11 protein-coding genes are annotated in these 16,444 nt (G+C 73.0%); 1 reads left to right on the forward strand and 10 read right to left on the reverse strand.

Going from position 1 to position 16,444, the window contains the following annotated elements; all coding sequences use genetic code 11:
- Nucleotides 1-20 precede the first annotated feature (20 nt).
- The 10 genes from OG867_RS06825 to OG867_RS06870 all read right to left on the reverse strand — a co-directional run bounded on the left by OG867_RS06825 (nt 21) and on the right by OG867_RS06870 (nt 14,834).
- Nucleotides 21-587 (reverse strand): GNAT family N-acetyltransferase, encoded by a 567-nt coding sequence (locus OG867_RS06825; RefSeq protein WP_406283606.1) that lies wholly within the window; start codon nt 585-587, stop codon nt 21-23.
- 40 nt (nt 588-627) lie between these two features.
- A complete protein-coding gene (locus tag OG867_RS06830; RefSeq protein ID WP_406283608.1) occupies nt 628-1,473 on the reverse strand; it encodes a GNAT family N-acetyltransferase in 846 nt (281 codons plus the stop codon).
- A 163-nt stretch (nt 1,474-1,636) separates the two neighbouring features.
- On the reverse strand, nt 1,637-2,791 hold the full coding sequence (gene ispG / locus OG867_RS06835) for a flavodoxin-dependent (E)-4-hydroxy-3-methylbut-2-enyl-diphosphate synthase (RefSeq protein WP_328902673.1): 1,155 nt from the start codon (nt 2,789-2,791) through the stop codon (nt 1,637-1,639).
- A 186-nt stretch (nt 2,792-2,977) separates the two neighbouring features.
- The gene (locus tag OG867_RS06840) at nt 2,978-4,288 is read right to left on the reverse strand and encodes a site-2 protease family protein (protein WP_328902672.1); all 1,311 of its coding nucleotides are present in this window, start codon (nt 4,286-4,288) and stop codon (nt 2,978-2,980) included.
- On the reverse strand, nt 4,285-5,547 hold the full coding sequence (dxr, locus tag OG867_RS06845; protein WP_406283611.1) for a 1-deoxy-D-xylulose-5-phosphate reductoisomerase: 1,263 nt from the start codon (nt 5,545-5,547) through the stop codon (nt 4,285-4,287). Before dxr ends, OG867_RS06840 begins: the two co-directional genes overlap by 4 nt.
- Nucleotides 5,548-5,625: 78 nt before the next feature.
- Complete coding sequence (gene aroA, locus OG867_RS06850; RefSeq protein WP_406283613.1) at nt 5,626-6,861, reverse strand: 3-phosphoshikimate 1-carboxyvinyltransferase; 1,236 nt, start codon at nt 6,859-6,861, stop codon at nt 5,626-5,628.
- Nucleotides 6,862-6,960: 99 nt separating this feature from the next.
- Nucleotides 6,961-8,907 carry an acyl-CoA dehydrogenase family protein gene (locus tag OG867_RS06855; protein ID WP_406283615.1) on the reverse strand — a complete coding sequence of 649 codons (1,947 nt, stop codon included), beginning with the start codon at nt 8,905-8,907 and terminating at the stop codon, nt 6,961-6,963.
- Between the two features lie 202 nt (nt 8,908-9,109).
- Nucleotides 9,110-10,555 (reverse strand): aldehyde dehydrogenase family protein, encoded by a 1,446-nt coding sequence (locus tag OG867_RS06860; protein ID WP_406283617.1) that lies wholly within the window; start codon nt 10,553-10,555, stop codon nt 9,110-9,112.
- A 143-nt stretch (nt 10,556-10,698) separates the two neighbouring features.
- The gene (locus OG867_RS06865; RefSeq protein WP_406283619.1) at nt 10,699-12,267 is read right to left on the reverse strand and encodes a PucR family transcriptional regulator; all 1,569 of its coding nucleotides are present in this window, start codon (nt 12,265-12,267) and stop codon (nt 10,699-10,701) included.
- A 131-nt stretch (nt 12,268-12,398) separates the two neighbouring features.
- Entirely contained in the window at nt 12,399-14,834 is a 2,436-nt protein-coding gene (locus OG867_RS06870; RefSeq protein WP_405900171.1) for an ATP/GTP-binding protein, read from the reverse strand.
- Nucleotides 14,835-15,082: 248 nt separating this feature from the next.
- On the opposite strand from OG867_RS06870, the gene gabT reads away from it, so the two are divergent.
- Nucleotides 15,083-16,423: a 4-aminobutyrate--2-oxoglutarate transaminase gene (gabT, locus tag OG867_RS06875; RefSeq protein ID WP_328902665.1), complete on the forward strand. Its 1,341-nt coding sequence runs from the start codon at nt 15,083-15,085 to the stop codon at nt 16,421-16,423.
- Nucleotides 16,424-16,444: the final 21 nt, after the last annotated feature.

The following is a 16,444-nucleotide window of genomic DNA, read 5'->3' on the forward strand; positions in this document are numbered from 1 at the left end:
GCGGGCGGAAATCCATTCCCTCACGTACGGCGCAGTGGCAGGGGCGCTCCCATCACCGCGTACGGCTTGGGGGCGCTGGGGAAGAGCACCTGGCGGGCGAGGTCCTGGTAGCCGAGGGAGCGGTAGAGGCCGCGGGCCGGGCTCTCCGTGTCGATCGCGGAGAGGATCGAGCGGGGCTGGGCGACGCCGTCGGTGATGGTGGTGATCAGGGTGCGGCCGATGCCCCGGTTCTGGAAGTCCGGGTGGACGTGGAGCTCGGTGATCACGAAGGCGTCGTCCAGCCAGTGGGCGCTGCCGGTGGCGCGGAGGTAGGGCTCCACGACGGTGGACCACCAGTGGCCGCGGTCGTTGGGCATGCCGTAGACGAAGCCGACGAGCCGGCCCTCGGGCGTCAGGGCGCCGAGCGCGCGGGCGTGCGGGTGGTCGAGGTGCCGGAGCACGATGTGCCGGCGGACCTCGGTCTCCCCGGCGCTCAGGCCGAAGGCGACGGCCTGTACGGCCAGTGCCTCGTCGACGCGGGCCGCGAGATCGATCGGCCCGACCCGGACGCCGGTGGTGCGGGGGCCGCCCCCGGAATCTGCTGCCATGGGCCGACCCTACTGTCCGGGGCGCCGGGTCGGGGGCCGGTCAGAAGAGCACGCTCATGAAGGCGCCGGTCTCCCGGAAGCCGATGCGGCGGTACGCCTTGCGCGCGGGGGTGTTGTAGTCGTTCACGTACAGGCTGACGACCGGGGCGACATCGGCCAGGGCGTACCGCAGTACGGCGGCCATACCGGTCTCGGAGAGGCCGCGGCCGCGGTATGCGGGGGCGACCCACACGCCCTGGATCTGGCACGCCTGCGGGGTGGTGGCGCCGATCTCCGCCTTGAAGACGACCTTGCCGTCATCGATCCGGGCGAAGGAGCGGCCGGCGCCGACGAGTTCGGCGACGCGGGCCTGGTAGAGGAGTCCGCCGTCGCCGGCGAGCGGGGAGACGCCGACCTCCTCGGTGAACATGTCGATGCAGGCGGGCATCAGGATGTCCATCTCGTCCTTGCGGACGCGGCGGACGAGCGGGTCGGGCTCCACGTCGGCGGACGGGCTCTCGGTGACCATGAGGGGCTGGTTGGCCCGGACCTCGCGGGCGGGACCCCAGCCCGGTTCGAGGAGGCGCCACAGCTCGGCGGTGGGCTCGGCGGGGCCGACGATCGAGGAGCAGCGGCGGCCGGCCCGGCGGGCGCGGTCGGCGAAGGCGCGGACGGCTTCGGGGCCGGCGCAGATGGGGACGAGGTTGGCGCCCGAGTAGCACAGGGAGCGGAGTCGGCCCTCGGCGTACCAGCCCCACATCTCGCCGCCGAGACGCCAGGGGTCGAGTCCGGCGATCTGCACGCGGGACGTCACGAAGGCGTTGGCCACGGGCTCGCTCTCCAGGACGGCGAGCGCGGCGCCGAGGTCGCTGGGTTCGAGGACCCGGGTAGTGGTGTGCGTCAACACGAGGGGGCCTCACCATGCGGTCTGCTGATTTCCGCACTGTAACCGAAGAGCCTGAGTGTCGCCGCCCGTGCCCGGGAACAGCTGTGCGCATCCGCCGCGGGCCCGCACGCGGCAACGCCCCGCCGAGGGTTTCCTCGCGGGGCGCTGCCGGGGGCGGGGCGGGTCAGCTGATGGAGACCTCGGGCTCGCCGGAGGCGATGCCGTCCTTCTCCATCTGCTCGGCGATCTTCATGGCTTCCTCGATGAGGGTCTCCACGATCTTCGACTCGGGCACGGTCTTGATGACCTCGCCCTTGACGAAGATCTGGCCCTTGCCGTTGCCGGAGGCGACGCCGAGGTCGGCCTCGCGGGCCTCGCCGGGGCCGTTGACGACGCAGCCCATGACGGCGACGCGCAGCGGGACCTCCATGCCCTCAAGGCCGGCGCTGACCTGGTCGGCGAGCTTGTAGACGTCGACCTGGGCGCGGCCGCAGGAGGGGCAGGAGACGATCTCCAGGCGGCGCTGCTTGAGGTTCAGCGACTCCAGGATCTGGATGCCGACCTTGACCTCTTCGGCGGGCGGCGCGGAGAGCGAGACGCGGATGGTGTCGCCGATGCCCTCGCTGAGCAGGGCGCCGAAGGCGACGGCCGACTTGATGGTGCCCTGGAAGGCGGGGCCGGCCTCGGTGACGCCGAGGTGCAGCGGGTAGTCGCACTGGGCGGCGAGCTGGCGGTAGGCGTTGACCATCACGACCGGGTCGTTGTGCTTGACCGAGATCTTGATGTCGCGGAAGTCGTGCTCCTCGAAGAGGGACGCCTCCCAGAGCGCGGACTCGACCAGCGCCTCGGGGGTGGCCTTGCCGTACTTCTTCAGCAGCCGGGCGTCCAGCGAGCCGGCGTTGACGCCGATCCGGATCGGCGTGCCGGCGTCCTTCGCGGCGCGCGCGATCTCCTTGACCTTGTCGTCGAACTGCTTGATGTTGCCCGGGTTCACGCGCACCGCCGCGCAGCCGGCGTCGATCGCGGCGAAGACGTACTTCGGCTGGAAGTGGATGTCCGCGATCACCGGGATCTGCGACTTGGACGCGATGATCTTCAGGGCGTCCGCGTCGTCCTGCGTCGGACAGGCCACGCGTACGATCTGGCAGCCGGAGGCGGTGAGTTCGGCGATCTGCTGAAGCGTCGCGCCGATGTCGGACGTACGGGTCGTCGTCATGGACTGCACCGAGACGGGCGCGTCCCCGCCGACCGCAACCGATCCGACCTGGATCTTCCGGCTGACCCGCCGTTCGGCGAGCTTGGTCGGAACGGCGGGCATTCCGAGAGAAATCGCAGTCATGCGCTGAGCATCCCCAAGGTGTGGATCGAGGTCCCGGTATCGGCGGGCTCCGGCCTTCGAGGTTACGTCACCGGGGGCGGCCGGGAGCACACCGCGTCCGGCCCCGTACGGAATGTCGGCGCGTCGGACGCACCCCGCGCACCGCCGGTCACTCGCGGTGCACCGGGCGCGTCCGACGCGCCCCGGTCAGGTGATCTTGACCGGGTTGACCACGTCGGCGACGAGGACGAGCAGGGTGAAGCAGATGAAGACCCCGGCGACCACGTAGGCGACGGGCATCAGCTTGGCGACGTCGAACGGGCCGGGGTCGGGGCGCTTGAAGACCCGGGCCGTGTTCCGGCGCAGCGCCTCCCACAGGGCCCCGGCGATGTGGCCGCCGTCGAGCGGGAGCAGCGGGAGCATGTTGAAGAGGAACAGCGAGAGGTTGAAGCCGGCCAGCAGGAACAGCATCATCGCGATCTGGCTCTGGGCCGGAACGTCCAGCGTCATCACCTCGCCGCCGATCCGGGCCGCGCCGACGACGCCGACCGGGGAGTCCGCGGCGCGTTCGCCGTCGCTGAAGGCGGCGTCCCACAGGGCGGGGATCTTCGACGGCAGGGCGACGATGGAGTCGACGCCGTTCTCGATCATGTCGCCCATGCGCACGACCGAGTCACCGAAGGAGAGCGGGACGATCTCCCTGCTCGCCTCGAAGCCGAGGTAGCCGGCCGTGACGTACTTCCCGGCGACCGCCTCACCGTGGGAGTCCTTCTTCAGGACGGCGTTCTTCAGGAGGACCGCGTGCAGGGTCTTCTCCTGCCCGTCGCGCTCCACCGTGATGGTGGCGGGGCCGACGGTGTCGCGGATGCGGTCGGAGAGGGTGTCCCAGGAGTCCATCCGCTCGCCGTCGAAGGCGACGATCTTGTCGCCCTTCTTCAGCCCGGCGGCCTGCGCGGGCGAGACGGCGTCGGACTTCTCGCAGGTCTGGCGCTTCGCGCTCTGCGGGATGACGCACTTCTGGACGCCGGCGACGCCGGTGGTGTTGGTCTGGAAGCCGAAGGACATGGCGACACCGAGGAAGATCGCGACGGCCAGCACCAGGTTCATGAAGGGGCCGGCGAACATCACGATGACGCGTTTCCACGGCTTGCGCGTGTAGAAGAGGCGGTCCTCGTCGCCCGGCTGGAGCTCCTCGAAGGAGGCGGATCTGGCGTCCTCGATCATGCCGCGCCAGGGCGAGGTGGAGCGGGCCTCCAGCTTTCCGTCGGCGCCGGGCGGGAACATCCCGATCATCCGGATGTAGCCGCCGGCCGGGATGGCCTTGATGCCGTACTCGGTGTCGCCCTTCCTGCGGGACCAGATGGTGGGGCCGAAGCCGACCATGTACTGGGGGACGCGGACGCCGAAGAGCTTGGCGGTGGAGAGGTGGCCCAGCTCGTGCCAGGCGATGGAGAAGAGCAGACCGAACACGAAGACGGCGATGCCGAGAATCGTCAGCAGGATCGTCGTCATGCTCATGCGCGTGCCTCCGCAATGGCCTTGGCCGAGAGTTCCCGGGCCCGGGTCCGCGCCCAGGTCTCCGCTTCCAGTACGTCCGCGACGGTGAGAGAAGTTCCCGACGCGGGCGTTCCGTGTTCGCCCACCACCGCGGTGACCGTGTCCATGATGCCGTTGAAGGGCAGCTTCCCGGACAGGAACGCGTCGACGCACTCCTCATTGGCCGCGTTGAACACGGCGGGCGCGGTGCCGCCCAGCGCGCCGACGTGCCGGGCGAGGCCGACGGACGGGAAGGCTTCGGTGTCCAGGGGGAAGAACTCCCAGGTGGACACCTTCGTCCAGTCGAAGGCGGGCGCCGCGTCCGGGACGCGCAGCGGCCAGCCGAGGCCGATGGCGATCGGGCCCGACATGTCGGGCGGGGTGGCCTGGGCGAGCGTGGAGCCGTCGGTGAACTCGACCATGGAGTGCACGTACGACTGCGGGTGGACGACGACCTCGATGCGGTCGAAGGGGATGTCGTAGAGCAGGTGCGCCTCGATGACTTCGAGGCCCTTGTTGACCAGGGTGGCCGAGTTCACGGTGATGACCGGTCCCATGGCCCAGGTCGGGTGCGCGAGGGCCTGCTCGGGGGTGACCTCGGCCAGCTCGCTCCGGGTGCGGCCGCGGAAGGGGCCGCCGGACGCGGTGACGACGAGCCGGCGCACATCGGCGCGGGTGCCGGCGGCGAGCGCCTGGAAGAGCGCGGCGTGCTCCGAGTCGACGGGGATGATCTGCCCCGGGGCGGCCAGCGCCTTGACCAGGGGGCCGCCGACGATCAGGGACTCCTTGTTGGCGAGCGCCAGGGTGCGGCCCGCCTTCAGGGCGGCCAGGGTCGGGGCGAGACCGATGGAGCCGGTGATCCCGTTGAGCACGGTGTGGCAGTCGCTCGCGGCCAGCTCCGTCGCCGCGTCGGGTCCGGCGAGGATCCCGGGGAGCGGCTCGCCCGCCCCGTACTCCTGGCGCAGCGCCTCGCGCAGGGCGGGTACGGCCTCGGGCGAGGCGACGCCGACGGTGCGCACCTTCAGCAGGCGGGCCTGCTCGGCGAGGAGGGCGACCCGGCCGCCGGCCGCGGACAGCGCGGTGACGCGGAAGAGGTCGGGGTTGCGCAGCACCAGGTCGATGGCCTGGGTGCCGATGGACCCGGTGGAGCCGAGGATGACGAGATCCCGGCGTCCTTCCACGGCGTCGAAGACGAGGTGTGGGTCTGCGAGAGGGACAGGGCTGTCGGTCATGCGCCCCATTGTCGCCGCTCCCCCTGTGCGCGGGGACAGGGTGTCCCGGGTTCGACCCGTGCGTGTCCCCGCCCCCGCGTTTCCCCCTCAGCCCGTGGCGGCGGCGAACGCCTCGTGGAAGCCGGGGAACGTCTTGCGTACGCAGCCGGGGTCGTCGTACGTGATGCCGGGGGTGCGCAGGCCGGCGACGGCGAAGGACATGACGATGCGGTGGTCGCCGTGGGTCTCGATCTCGACGGGTGCGGGCGTGCCGGGCCGGATCTCGATCCAGTCGGGGCCCGTGGTGACCGTGATGCCCATGCGCCGCAGGTTGTCCGCGCACGCCTCCAGCCGGTCGCACTCCTTCACCCGGGTGTTGCCGACGTCCTCGATGCGTACGGGCCCCGAGGCGAAGGGGGCGATCGCGGCGAGCGTGGGCATGGTGTCGGAGATGTCGCGCATGTTGACGGTGAGGCCGCTCAGGGTGCCGGTCGAGCGGACCGTGGTGGCGCCGTCCCTCATGGTGACGTCGGCGCCCATGCGGCGCAGGACGTCGGTGAACCGCAGGTCCCCCTGGAGGGCGCCCTCGCCGAGTCCGGGCACGGTGATCCCGCGGCCGGTGAGGGCGGCGGCGGCGAAGAAGTAGCTCGCGGTGGAGGCGTCGGGTTCGACCGCGTAGGTGGTGGCGCGGTAGCCGCCGGGCTCGACGGTGAAGACGGTGCCGTCGGGGCCGCTCCGGGTGACCCGGGCGCCGAAGGAGCGCATCATCGCGAGGGTGATCTCGATGTAGGGCGCGGAGACGAGGTCGGTGACGGTGATCCGCAGCCCGGTATCGGTGAGCGGGCCGAGCATCAGCAGTGCGGTGAGGTACTGGCTGGACTGCCCGGCGTCCAGGGTGAGTTCGCCGCCCTTGATACCGGCGGCCTCGATGCGCAGCGGGTGGTGGCCCTCGGCCTCCTCGTGGCGCAGGTCGACGCCGAGGGTGCGCAGCGCCTCGGTGAGCGGGGCGAGGGGGCGGCGGCGCATCTGCGCGGAGGCGTCGAAGCGGTAGCTGCCGCGGGCACCGGCCGCCGCGAGGGTGGGCAGGAAGCGGGCGGTGGTGGCCCCGTCACGGCAGTAGACGTCGGCCTCGGTGGCGGCGGGCCCGGCGGGGCGGCCGGTGATGTGCCAGGCGTCCGCCTCCTGCTCGACCTCGTAGCCGAGCGCGGTCAGCCCGGCCGCGAAGCCCTCGGTGTCGTCGGAGCGCAGCGGGCGTACGAGCGTGCTGCGGCCGTTCGCGGCGGCGGCCAGGAAGAGGGCGCGCGCGGTGACGGACTTGGAGCCGGGGACGTGGATGACGGTCACGGGCGTCCATCCTGCCGTGAACCGGGGCATGCGGCGGGGCGCGTCCAGTCGCTGGACGCGCCCCGCGTGCCCGGTGGCCCGGTGGCCCGGAACGGTGGATCAGCGGATCGGGCGGTGCACGTTCTCCTCGGCGGAGGGGCCGGGGGTGGCGTCGGCGATCCAGGGGCCCTCGCCGCTCGGGTCGACCACGCCCTCCTCCAGCCAGCCGTACGTGCCGGACAGGACGCCCTCCACGACACGCCGGTCCAGGTCGTCGGTGTTGGACCACAGCCGGGTGAAGAGCTCCTCGACGCGGATGCGGGCCTGGCGGCAGAAGGCGTCGGCGAGCTGGTACGCCTCGCGGCCGTGCTCGTCCGTGGCGCGCAGGTGCTCGGCGCGGACGCAGGCGGCGCTCATCGCGAAGAGTTCGGCGCCGATGTCCACGATCCGGCCGAGGAAGCCCTGTTTGGTCTCCATCCGGCCCTGCCAGCGGGACATCGCGTAGAACGTGGAACGGGCCAGCTTGCGCGAGGCGCGTTCGACGTACCGCAGGTGCGTGGCCAGGTCCGGGTGCCCGGCCGGGTTGAACTCGGCGTAGGTGGTGGGAAGTTGCCCCGGGCCCGCGACGAGCTTGGGCAGCCACTTGGCGTAGAAGCCGGCCGCGTTGGCGCCCGCCTTCGCCTTGGCGGAGAGCGGTTTGTCGGGGTCGATGATGTCGCCGGCGACCTTGAGGTGGGCGTCGACGGCCTCGCGGGCGATCAGCAGGTGCATGATCTCCGTGGAGCCCTCGAAGATCCGGTTGATCCGCATGTCGCGGAGCATCTGCTCGGCGGGCACGGCCCGTTCGCCCCGGGCGGCGAGCGAGGCGGCGGTCTCGAAGCCGCGTCCGCCGCGGATCTGGACGAGTTCGTCGGCGATCAGGCAGCCCATCTCGGAGCCGTACAGCTTGGCGAGCGCCGCCTCGATGCGGATGTCGTTGCGGTCCTCGTCGGCCATCTGCGAGGCGAGGTCGACCACGGCTTCCAGGGCGAAGGTGGTCGCGGCGATGAAGGCGATCTTGGAGCCGACGGCCTCGTGCCGGGCGACCGGCCTGCCCCACTGCTCGCGGACGGCGGACCACTCGCGGGCGATCTTCAGGCACCACTTGCCGGAGCCGACGCACATCGCGGGCAGCGAGAGCCGGCCCGTGTTGAGCGTGGTGAGCGCGATCTTGAGCCCCGCGCCCTCGGGTCCGATGCGGTGGGTGGCGGGCACCCGCACCTGGTGGAAGCGGGTGACGCCGTTCTCGATGCCGCGCAGACCCATGAAGGCGTTGCGGTGCTCGACGGTGATGCCGGGGGCGTCCGCCTCGACCACGAAGGCGGTGATGCCGCCCTTGCCCTCCGGTGACTTCGGTACGCGGGCCATGACGACCAGCAGGTCCGCGACGACACCGTTGGTGGTCCACAGCTTCACGCCGTCGAGGACGTAGTCGTCCCCGTCCCGGACGGCGGTGGTGGCGAGCCGCGCGGGGTCGGAGCCCACGTCCGGCTCGGTGAGGAGGAACGCCGAGATGTCGGTCCGGGCGAGCCGGGGCAGGAAGGTGTTTTTCTGCTCCTGGGTGCCGAAGGTCTTCAGCGGCTGCGGCACGCCGATCGACTGGTGGGCGGAGAGCAGCGCGCCGATCGCGGGGCTCGCGGAGCCGGCCAGGGCGAGGGCCCGGTTGTAGTAGACCTGGGTCAGGCCGAGGCCGCCGTACTTGACGTCGATCTTCATGCCGAGCGCGCCGAGTTCCTTGAGGCCGCGCACGACCTCGTCGGGGATCTTCGCCTCGCGTTCGATGAGGGCGCTGTCGACCCGGGTCTCGCAGAACTCGCGAAGCCGGGCGAGGAATTCCTCGCCGCGCCGGACGTCCTCGCCGGCGGGCTGCGGGTGCGGGTGGATCAGGTCCAGGCGGAAGCGGCCGAGGAAGAGCTCCTTGGCGAAGCTGGGTTTGCGCCAGTCCTGTTCCCGGGCGTCCTCGGCTACCTGGCGCGCTTCGCGTTCGGTCACCTTGGGCGTGGGCTGTTGTGCGGATGGAGCGGACATGAGGGCTCACCTCGCCGCGTCGTCGGGTGGGCGGACCCGGCAGGCGCACGGGCGGCGGGGTCCGTCCGCCCGTGCGTACCTGTCCGGTTCTACTCGTCCGTATGTACCCGATTCCGGCTACCCCGACCAGCCCCGGGGCGCCGATCGGGTCGGCCGCCACTCCAGTGCCCGCCGCCGGGTGCGGCATGCGTCCGCGTGCGCGTCAGAGCGCGAGGCCGGTGAGGACGAGGACGCGTTCGTAGGTGTAGTCGTCCATCGCGTAGCGGACGCCCTCGCGGCCCACGCCGGACTGCTTGGCTCCGCCGTACGGCATCTGGTCGGCGCGGTACGAGGGGACGTCGCCGATGATCACGCCGCCGACCTCCAGCGCGCGGTGGGCGCGGAAGGCTGCCTGGATGTCATGGGTGAACACGCCTGCCTGGAGCCCGTACTGCGAGGCGTTGACGGCGGCGAACGCCTCGGTCTCGCCGTTCACCTTCTGCACGGACAGGACCGGCCCGAAGACCTCCTCGGTGGCGAGGGTGACGCCGTCGGGCAGTCCGGCGAGGACGGTCGGGGCGTACGTGGACCCGTCGCGCTTGCCACCCGCGAGGAGCTGGGCGCCCGCCGCGACGGCCTCGTCCACCCAGGACTCGACGCGCCGGGCGGCGGCCTCGTCCACGAGCGGGCCGACATCGGTGGTGGGGTCGGACGGGTCACCGGTGACCTGGGCCTCCACGGCGGCGACGATCCTGGGCAGCAGCCGGTCGTACACGGCCGCGTCGGCGATGACGCGCTGGACGGAGATGCAGGACTGGCCGCCCTGGTAGTTGGAGAAGGTCGCGATGCGGGTCGCGGCCCAGTCCAGGTCCTCGTCGGAGGCGTAGTCGCCGAGGACGACGGCGGCGCCGTTGCCGCCGAGCTCCAGCGTGCAGTGCTTACGGGGCACCGAGTCCATGATCGCGTAGCCGACGGGGGCGGACCCGGTGAAGGAGATCACGGGCAGCCGCTCGTCCTGGACCAGGGCGGGCATCCGGTGGTTGGGGACCGTGAGGACCGACCAGGAGCCGGTGGGCAGGTCCGTCTCGGCCAGCAGCTCGCCGAGGACCAGCGAGGAGACCGGGGTGGCCGGGGCGGGCTTGAGGATGATCGGGACGCCGACGGCGATGGCCGGGGCGACCTTGTGGGCGCTGAGGTTCAGCGGGAAGTTGAAGGGCGCGATGCCAAGGACGGTGCCGCGCGGGAAGCGCCGGGTGAGGCCGAGCCGGCCGGTGCCGCCGGCGTCGGTGTCCAGGCGCTGGGCCTCGCCGCTGTTGAACCGGCGGGCCTCCTCGGAGGCGAAGCGGAACACGGACACGGCCCGCCCGACCTCGCCGCGCGCCCACTTGATGGGCTTGCCGTTCTCGGCGGAGATCAGCTGGGCGATCTCCTCGGTGCGCTCGGCGAGCCTGCGGGCCACGTGGTCGAGCGCGGCGGCGCGGACGTGGGCCGGGGTCGCGGCGAACTCCTCGCGCACGGCGTGCGCGGCGGCGACGGCCTCCTCGACCTGGGCCTCGGTCGGGACGGAGACCGTTCCGACGAGGCGCCCGTCCCAGGAGTTGGTGACGTCGAAGCTTTCCTCGCCGGTGGCCTGGCGGCCGGCCAGCCAGAAGGCATGGGTGGAGGTCATGGGGTTCCGGCCCTTCGATGGCGTGGGGTGTGTCGGCCCCCACGGTAGGGCCGCCGGGGCCGCCTGGCGTTTGTCCTGGGTGGAGCAGAACGGGACCGGGGCGCGCCTTATTGGCCAGGGCCTGACCCGCGAAGATCAGCCGGTCAGGCCGCAGGCGGCGTGGTGACCTTCAGGGCGAGCCAGAGCTCCATCCGGACGTCCGGGTCGTCCAGCGAGCGCCCGAGGATCTCCTCCACCCGCCGCATCCGGTACCGCAGGGTGTGCCGGTGGACCCCCAGGTCGGCGGCGGCCGCGTCCCACTGGCCGTGGTGCGAGAGCCAGGCGCGTACGGAGGCGACCAGATCGCCCCGGCCCTTGGCGTCGTGCTCGTACAGCGCGCGGAGCATCCCGTCCGCGAAGGCCCGCACCGCGTCGTCGGCGAGCAGCGGCAGCACGGACCCGGTGGCCAGCTCCGCGTGCTCGACCAGGGCCCGGCCCCGGCGGCGGGCCACCGAGAGGGCCTGCTCGGCCTGCTTGTACGCGGCGGACACGGCGACCGGGCCCGCCGGGGCGGACATGCCCACCACGACATCGGTCTCCCGGGCGGCGGCCGGCTCGCGCGGGGTGAGCTCGTCCTGCGCCTCGGCGTACGCCTGGCAGGCGGCAACCGCCGCACCGCCGTCGGCGGCCAGCACCAGGAGGCGTCCGCCCTCGGGCACCATCAGCAGGGTCTCCCCGGACCGGTCGGCGGCGGTGTCGAGGGCATCGGCCAGGAGCGCCGTGGCCGAGGGGTCCTGGCCCTCGGCGATGAGCAGCCGGAAGGGGGCGTCGAGCAGTCCGCCGTAGAGGTCCCCGGCGACCGCGCGGGCATGGTCGGGCTGGCCGGCGAGGAGCATCCGCAGCACCGCCGCGCCGAGGCGCTGCTCGGCGCCCTGGAGGGCGCGGGAGCGGGCGGTGGTGAGGGTGAGCAGGGCGACGGCCGAGTGCACGGCGTACCGCTCGGCGGTGCCGAGGGCCGCCCCGGTGCCGACGGCGAGGGCGCCGCGGACCCGGCGGCCGGTGCCCAGGGACTGGAGCTCGACGCGGTCGTCGGTGTCGCCGACGACCATGCTCGCCGGGGCGGGGCGGGTGCGCAGCCGCTCCACCTCGGGGGTGAGCCGGGCGGCGCGGCGGGCCGCCCAGTCGGGGGCGGCGGCGACGACGGCCCCGGCGGCGTCGTAGAGGGCGGCCCAGCCGTTGACGTGGGCGGCGAGGCGGGCGAGGAGGGCGGCGGGGCCGTCCACGGCGAGCGCCGCGCTCGTGAGTTCCCGCTGCGCCTCGAAGCCCGCGGTGACCGCGCGGTACTGGTCGGCCGCGATCTGCGAGGAGACCGCCTTGGCGATGGCGATGAAGGGGGTGCGGCGGGGCACTTCGAGCAGCGGCAGCCCGGCTTCCTCGGCGGCGCCGATCAGGGGCCGGGGCACCTCGTCGTAGGTGACTCCGACGGCGAAGCCGAGCCCGGCGACCCCGGCGTCGGCGAGCCGGCGCACGTAACGCCCCATCGCCTCCGGGTTCTCCGCGTCCAGGTTGGTCGCGGTGACCAGCAGCAGTTCGCCGCCCTCCATATAGGGGACGGGGTCGGTCAGCTCGCTGGCGTGGGCCCAGCGCACCGGTGTGCCGAGGCGGTCCGCCCCCGCGCGCACCGTGAGTTTGAGCGCCGAGTGCTGGACGAGCGAGGCGAGCGTGGGCGGCATGGGGGTGAGGGCCTTTGGCAGGGGGTGATTTCGCCGTCCCGTATGAACGGCTCACTTCGATTCTGCCAGGGTGGCAGAGTCCCTGTCACCGCTGCCACTCGTGTCCCGCGCGCCCCTGCCGCCCCTTGCCCTCAGCCGGCCAGCCGCACGAGCAGCGGGGGCGTGTGCTCGCCGTCCACGCTGGTCAGGGAGAGCACCGCGTGGCCGTGCGGCAGTTCGTAGGCGAGCCCGGACGCGGACCACCGCTCCCGTTCGACCTGGCGTACGGTCACCGCGTCCGTGGTGACGGCCTTGCCGGTGGCCATCTTGCGCAGGGAGTGCAGGGCGCGGGTGAGCGGCTGGTCGGCGAAGACGCCGTGCTGCGCGACCTCGCGGACCTCCACCCACTCCTTCCCCCACGCCTCCGCGAAGCGCTTGCCGTCCCAGGTGGTGAGGCCGGGGAAGACCATGGTGCAGCCGAACGCCCCGAGCAGCGTGGTGTGCAGCCCCTCCGGCACGTCGTCCAGGGTGCGCAGGGCGAGGACCGCCCCCGCGTTGACGGACCGGAGGCGGCGGATGCCCCGGACGGTGTCGGCGGTGACGGCGTGGGTGGCGTCGTCCAGGACGAGGCAGACGAACAGCGAGCGGTCGGTGCGGGCGGCGGTGACGGCGTTGAACTGGGCGAGCACCAGGCGGGCCAGGATGCGGGACGCCTCGGCGTGGCCCCGCTCCGGCAGGTCGACGCGGACCCGCAGCGGGTGCCGGCCCAGGGAGCGCAGCGAGAACGGCCGGGCGTCCTCGCCGGTGGCGAAGAACCCCGCGAAGGCGGGCCGGTCGAGCGTGGCGATCCGGTCGGCGAGGACGCCGGCCGGGTCGGCGCCACCGCCCGCCTGGCGGGCCCGGGCCTCCAGCTCGCGCAGCATCGCCTGGTGTCCCCCGGCCTCCAGGGCCTCACGCAGGGCGCCGAGCGCGGTGGCGGAGCCTTCGAGGAGTTCCCGCAGTTCGGGTACGGAGGGGAAGCGGCCGTGGACCGTGCGGAACGGGCCGAGCAGCTGGCCGAGTACGGTCGCGGCGCGCCGGGTCTCCAGGGTGGGGATGTCCCCGGCCAGCCCCTCGGCGAGGGCCGCCGCGGCCTCGTCCGGGTCGGTGGTGCCGCCGTACAGGTCGAAGTCGTGCAGGGACGCGGGGTCGCCGATGCGGATGACGACGTCGTAGGCGTCGTCCGGGCCGAGCCCGCCGCCCGCCCCGCCGACGGCGAGCACCGCGGCCTGGCCGGTGAGCGCCCGCAGCGCGAGGGCTTCCACGACGGGCCCGACGACCCGCTCGGTCTTGCCGGAGCCCGGCGGGCCGACGGCCAGCAGGGAGGTGCCGAGCGACGCGGGGTCCAGCGCCAGTCCGGAGCCCCGGCGCGGGTAGGGGTTGCGCGGGTCGTCGGCGCACTCCCCGATGCGGACCTGACCGGTGAGCGGGTCGTGGGTGGCGGTGCGCCGGGGCACGTCCCGGAGGCCGGAGGGGTGCAGGAAGGCGTCGGCGCCCTTGCGGAGCACGGTCTCGGTGAAGGAGGCCGGGCGGCCTCGCGCCCCGGTCCAGGCGTGGCCCACCCGTACGCAGTCCACGTCGTTCATCCGGCCCGCGTACACGGCGGCGGTCAGCGCCTCGGCTGCGTCGGCGGAGCCGGCGGCCCGCAGCTCGGGCCACTGGGCCCGCAGGGGGCCGTCCGCCGGGGCGGGGGCGGTGGCCGTGCCTTCCGTGCCCTGGGGGCGGGTGGGCGCGCGTCCGGCCCTCAGGTCGCGGAGGGCGTCTCCCCAGTGCGCGGCCCGGGCGATGGGCCACACGACGAGGGCGGTGGTCAGCGCGTAGCAGGTGTAGGCGGCCACGGTGGCCTTCAGCCGGTCGCCGCTGAGCAGCCACCCCTGCGCCGACCCCATGAGCACGAGCAGCAGCGGCACCTTCGGGGTCCAGGCCAGCCACAGCAACACCAGCGCGGCGGCCACCGACAGCGTCAGCCTGACGCGTTCGAACCGCTCGCGGGCGAAGTACCGCAGGACGTGGGCCCAGCCGCCCAGCCGGGCGGCGTAGAAGCCCAGAATGAGCACCAGGACCTCGTAGTACAGGGTGGTCGAGTCGACCACCAGGCCCGGCGCGTCGTCCCGCAGACCGCCCAGGACCCACCACTTGGGCCCGGTGATGATCTCGATCGGCTTGAACACGTAGGGGATGGTGCGCGCCGAGAGCAGCAGCCACAGCAGCAGCCAGAGGATCAGCGTCGCGGCCGGGCCGACCAGTGAGGGGCGCGGCGGGCGCTCGGCGGGCCGGGGCGTGAATCCGTACCGCCAGACGCCGGGTCCGGCCTCGGGCCGGGGGGCGTTGAACCAGTCGGCGGTGGGCGCGGCGGTGCCCGGGGCCGGGGTGTGCGCGAGGGGTGCCGGCCCGGCGGGAGGCCGGGCGGGCGGCGGGACCGTGGGCGGGTAGGCGGGCGGGGCGGCGGGGGGCGGACCCGCCGGACGCGGTACGGAGCCTCCGGCCCGCGCGCCCGGCGGCTGCGCGCCCCGCGTGTCCCACGCGCCGTGCGTACCGTCGTTGTCCATGAACCGTTGCCCCCTTGACCAGCCAGGTCCGTCACTGCACCGGTCAATCTAGTGCGCGCACACGGTGAGTTCAGCAACGCGCCCGGATAGTGACGGCCGGGATCACGCCCGGTACCCCCGCGCCGCCTTCTGTCCTCCGCGGACAACGACACGTACGCGACCACTACCGATCGGAGCATGCCCCGCCCTCGGTCCCGCGCCTAGCCTGCACAACGAAGAAGCGTCCGAAACACCCCCAGGAGCCCCGCATGACCGAAATCCCGCAGGAGCGCCGACTCGTCACCGCCATCCCCGGTCCGAAGTCGGTCGAGCTGCAAGACCGCCGGCTCGCGGCGGTCGCCGCCGGTGTGGGCTCCACGCTGCCGGTGTTCACCGCGCGGGCGGGCGGCGGGATCATCGAGGACGTGGACGGCAACCGGCTGATCGACTTCGGTTCCGGGATCGCGGTGACCTCGGTCGGCGCCTCCGCCGAGGCCGTCGTGCGCCGGGCCTCCGCGCAGCTCGCGGACTTCACCCACACCTGTTTCATGGTCACGCCGTACGAGGGGTACGTGGAGGTCTGCGAGCGGCTCGCGGAGCTGACCCCGGGCGACCACGCGAAGAAGTCCGCGCTGTTCAACTCGGGCGCCGAGGCCGTCGAGAACGCGGTGAAGATCGCCCGGGCGTACACCAAGCGCACCGCGGTCGTCGTGTTCGACCACGGCTACCACGGCCGGACGAACCTCACGATGGCGCTGACCGCCAAGAACATGCCGTACAAGCAGGGCTTCGGCCCGTTCGCGCCCGAGGTGTACCGGGTGCCGGTGGCGTACGGCTACCGCTGGCCGACCGGCGCCGAGAACGCCGGCGCGGAGGCGTCCGCCCAGGCCATCGACCAGATCACCAAGCAGATCGGCGCGGAGAACGTCGCCGCGATCATCATCGAGCCGGTGCTGGGCGAGGGCGGCTTCATCGAGCCGGCCAAGGGCTTCCTGCCGGCGATCGAGCGGTTCGCCAAGGACAACGGCATCGTCTTCGTGGCCGACGAGATCCAGTCGGGCTTCTGCCGGACCGGCCAGTGGTTCGCCTGTGAGGACGAGGGCATCGTCCCGGACCTGATCACCACGGCCAAGGGCATCGCGGGCGGTCTTCCGCTGTCGGCCGTGACCGGCCGCGCCGAGATCATGGACGCGGCGCACGCGGGCGGCCTCGGCGGTACGTACGGCGGCAACCCGGTCGCCTGCGCGGGCGCCCTCGGGGCCATCGAGACGATGCGCGAGCTGGACCTGAACAAGAAGGCGAAGCGCGTCGAGGAGGTCATGAAGGGCCGTCTCGAAGCGATGCGCGCGAAGCTGCCGAACGGCGGGCTGATCGGTGACATCCGGGGCCGCGGCGCGATGATCGCGATCGAGCTGGTGCAGCCGGGCACGAAGGACCCGCACCCGGAGGCGGCGACGCGGCTCGCGAAGGCGTGCCACGCCGAGGGCGTCCTCGTCCTGACCTGCGGCACGTACGGCAACGTCCTGCGCTTCCTGCCGCCGCTGGTGATCGGCGAGGACCTGCTGAACGAGGGCCTGGACGTCCTGGAGGGCGCCTTCGCGGGCATCTGAGCCCCGGATCGCGTGCGGGCC

Source organism: Streptomyces sp. NBC_00209 (assembly GCF_045206345.1).
GTDB lineage: Bacteria > Actinomycetota > Actinomycetes > Streptomycetales > Streptomycetaceae > Streptomyces.

Excerpts from the sequence above, each read along its gene's own strand:
- OG867_RS06825 (WP_406283606.1), bottom strand. The coding sequence starts at position 587 with ATGGCAGCAGATTCCGGGGGCGGCCCCCGCACCACCGGCGTCCGGGTC.
- ispG (WP_328902673.1), bottom strand. The coding sequence starts at position 2,791 with ATGACTGCGATTTCTCTCGGAATGCCCGCCGTTCCGACCAAGCTCGCC.
- OG867_RS06840 (WP_328902672.1), bottom strand. The coding sequence starts at position 4,288 with ATGAGCATGACGACGATCCTGCTGACGATTCTCGGCATCGCCGTCTTC.
- dxr (WP_406283611.1), bottom strand. The coding sequence starts at position 5,547 with ATGGGGCGCATGACCGACAGCCCTGTCCCTCTCGCAGACCCACACCTC.
- OG867_RS06855 (WP_406283615.1), bottom strand. The coding sequence starts at position 8,907 with ATGTCCGCTCCATCCGCACAACAGCCCACGCCCAAGGTGACCGAACGC.
- OG867_RS06860 (WP_406283617.1), bottom strand. The coding sequence starts at position 10,555 with ATGACCTCCACCCATGCCTTCTGGCTGGCCGGCCGCCAGGCCACCGGC.
- OG867_RS06865 (WP_406283619.1), bottom strand. The coding sequence starts at position 12,267 with ATGCCGCCCACGCTCGCCTCGCTCGTCCAGCACTCGGCGCTCAAACTC.
- OG867_RS06870 (WP_405900171.1), bottom strand. The coding sequence starts at position 14,834 with ATGGACAACGACGGTACGCACGGCGCGTGGGACACGCGGGGCGCGCAG.
- gabT (WP_328902665.1), top strand. The coding sequence starts at position 15,083 with ATGACCGAAATCCCGCAGGAGCGCCGACTCGTCACCGCCATCCCCGGT.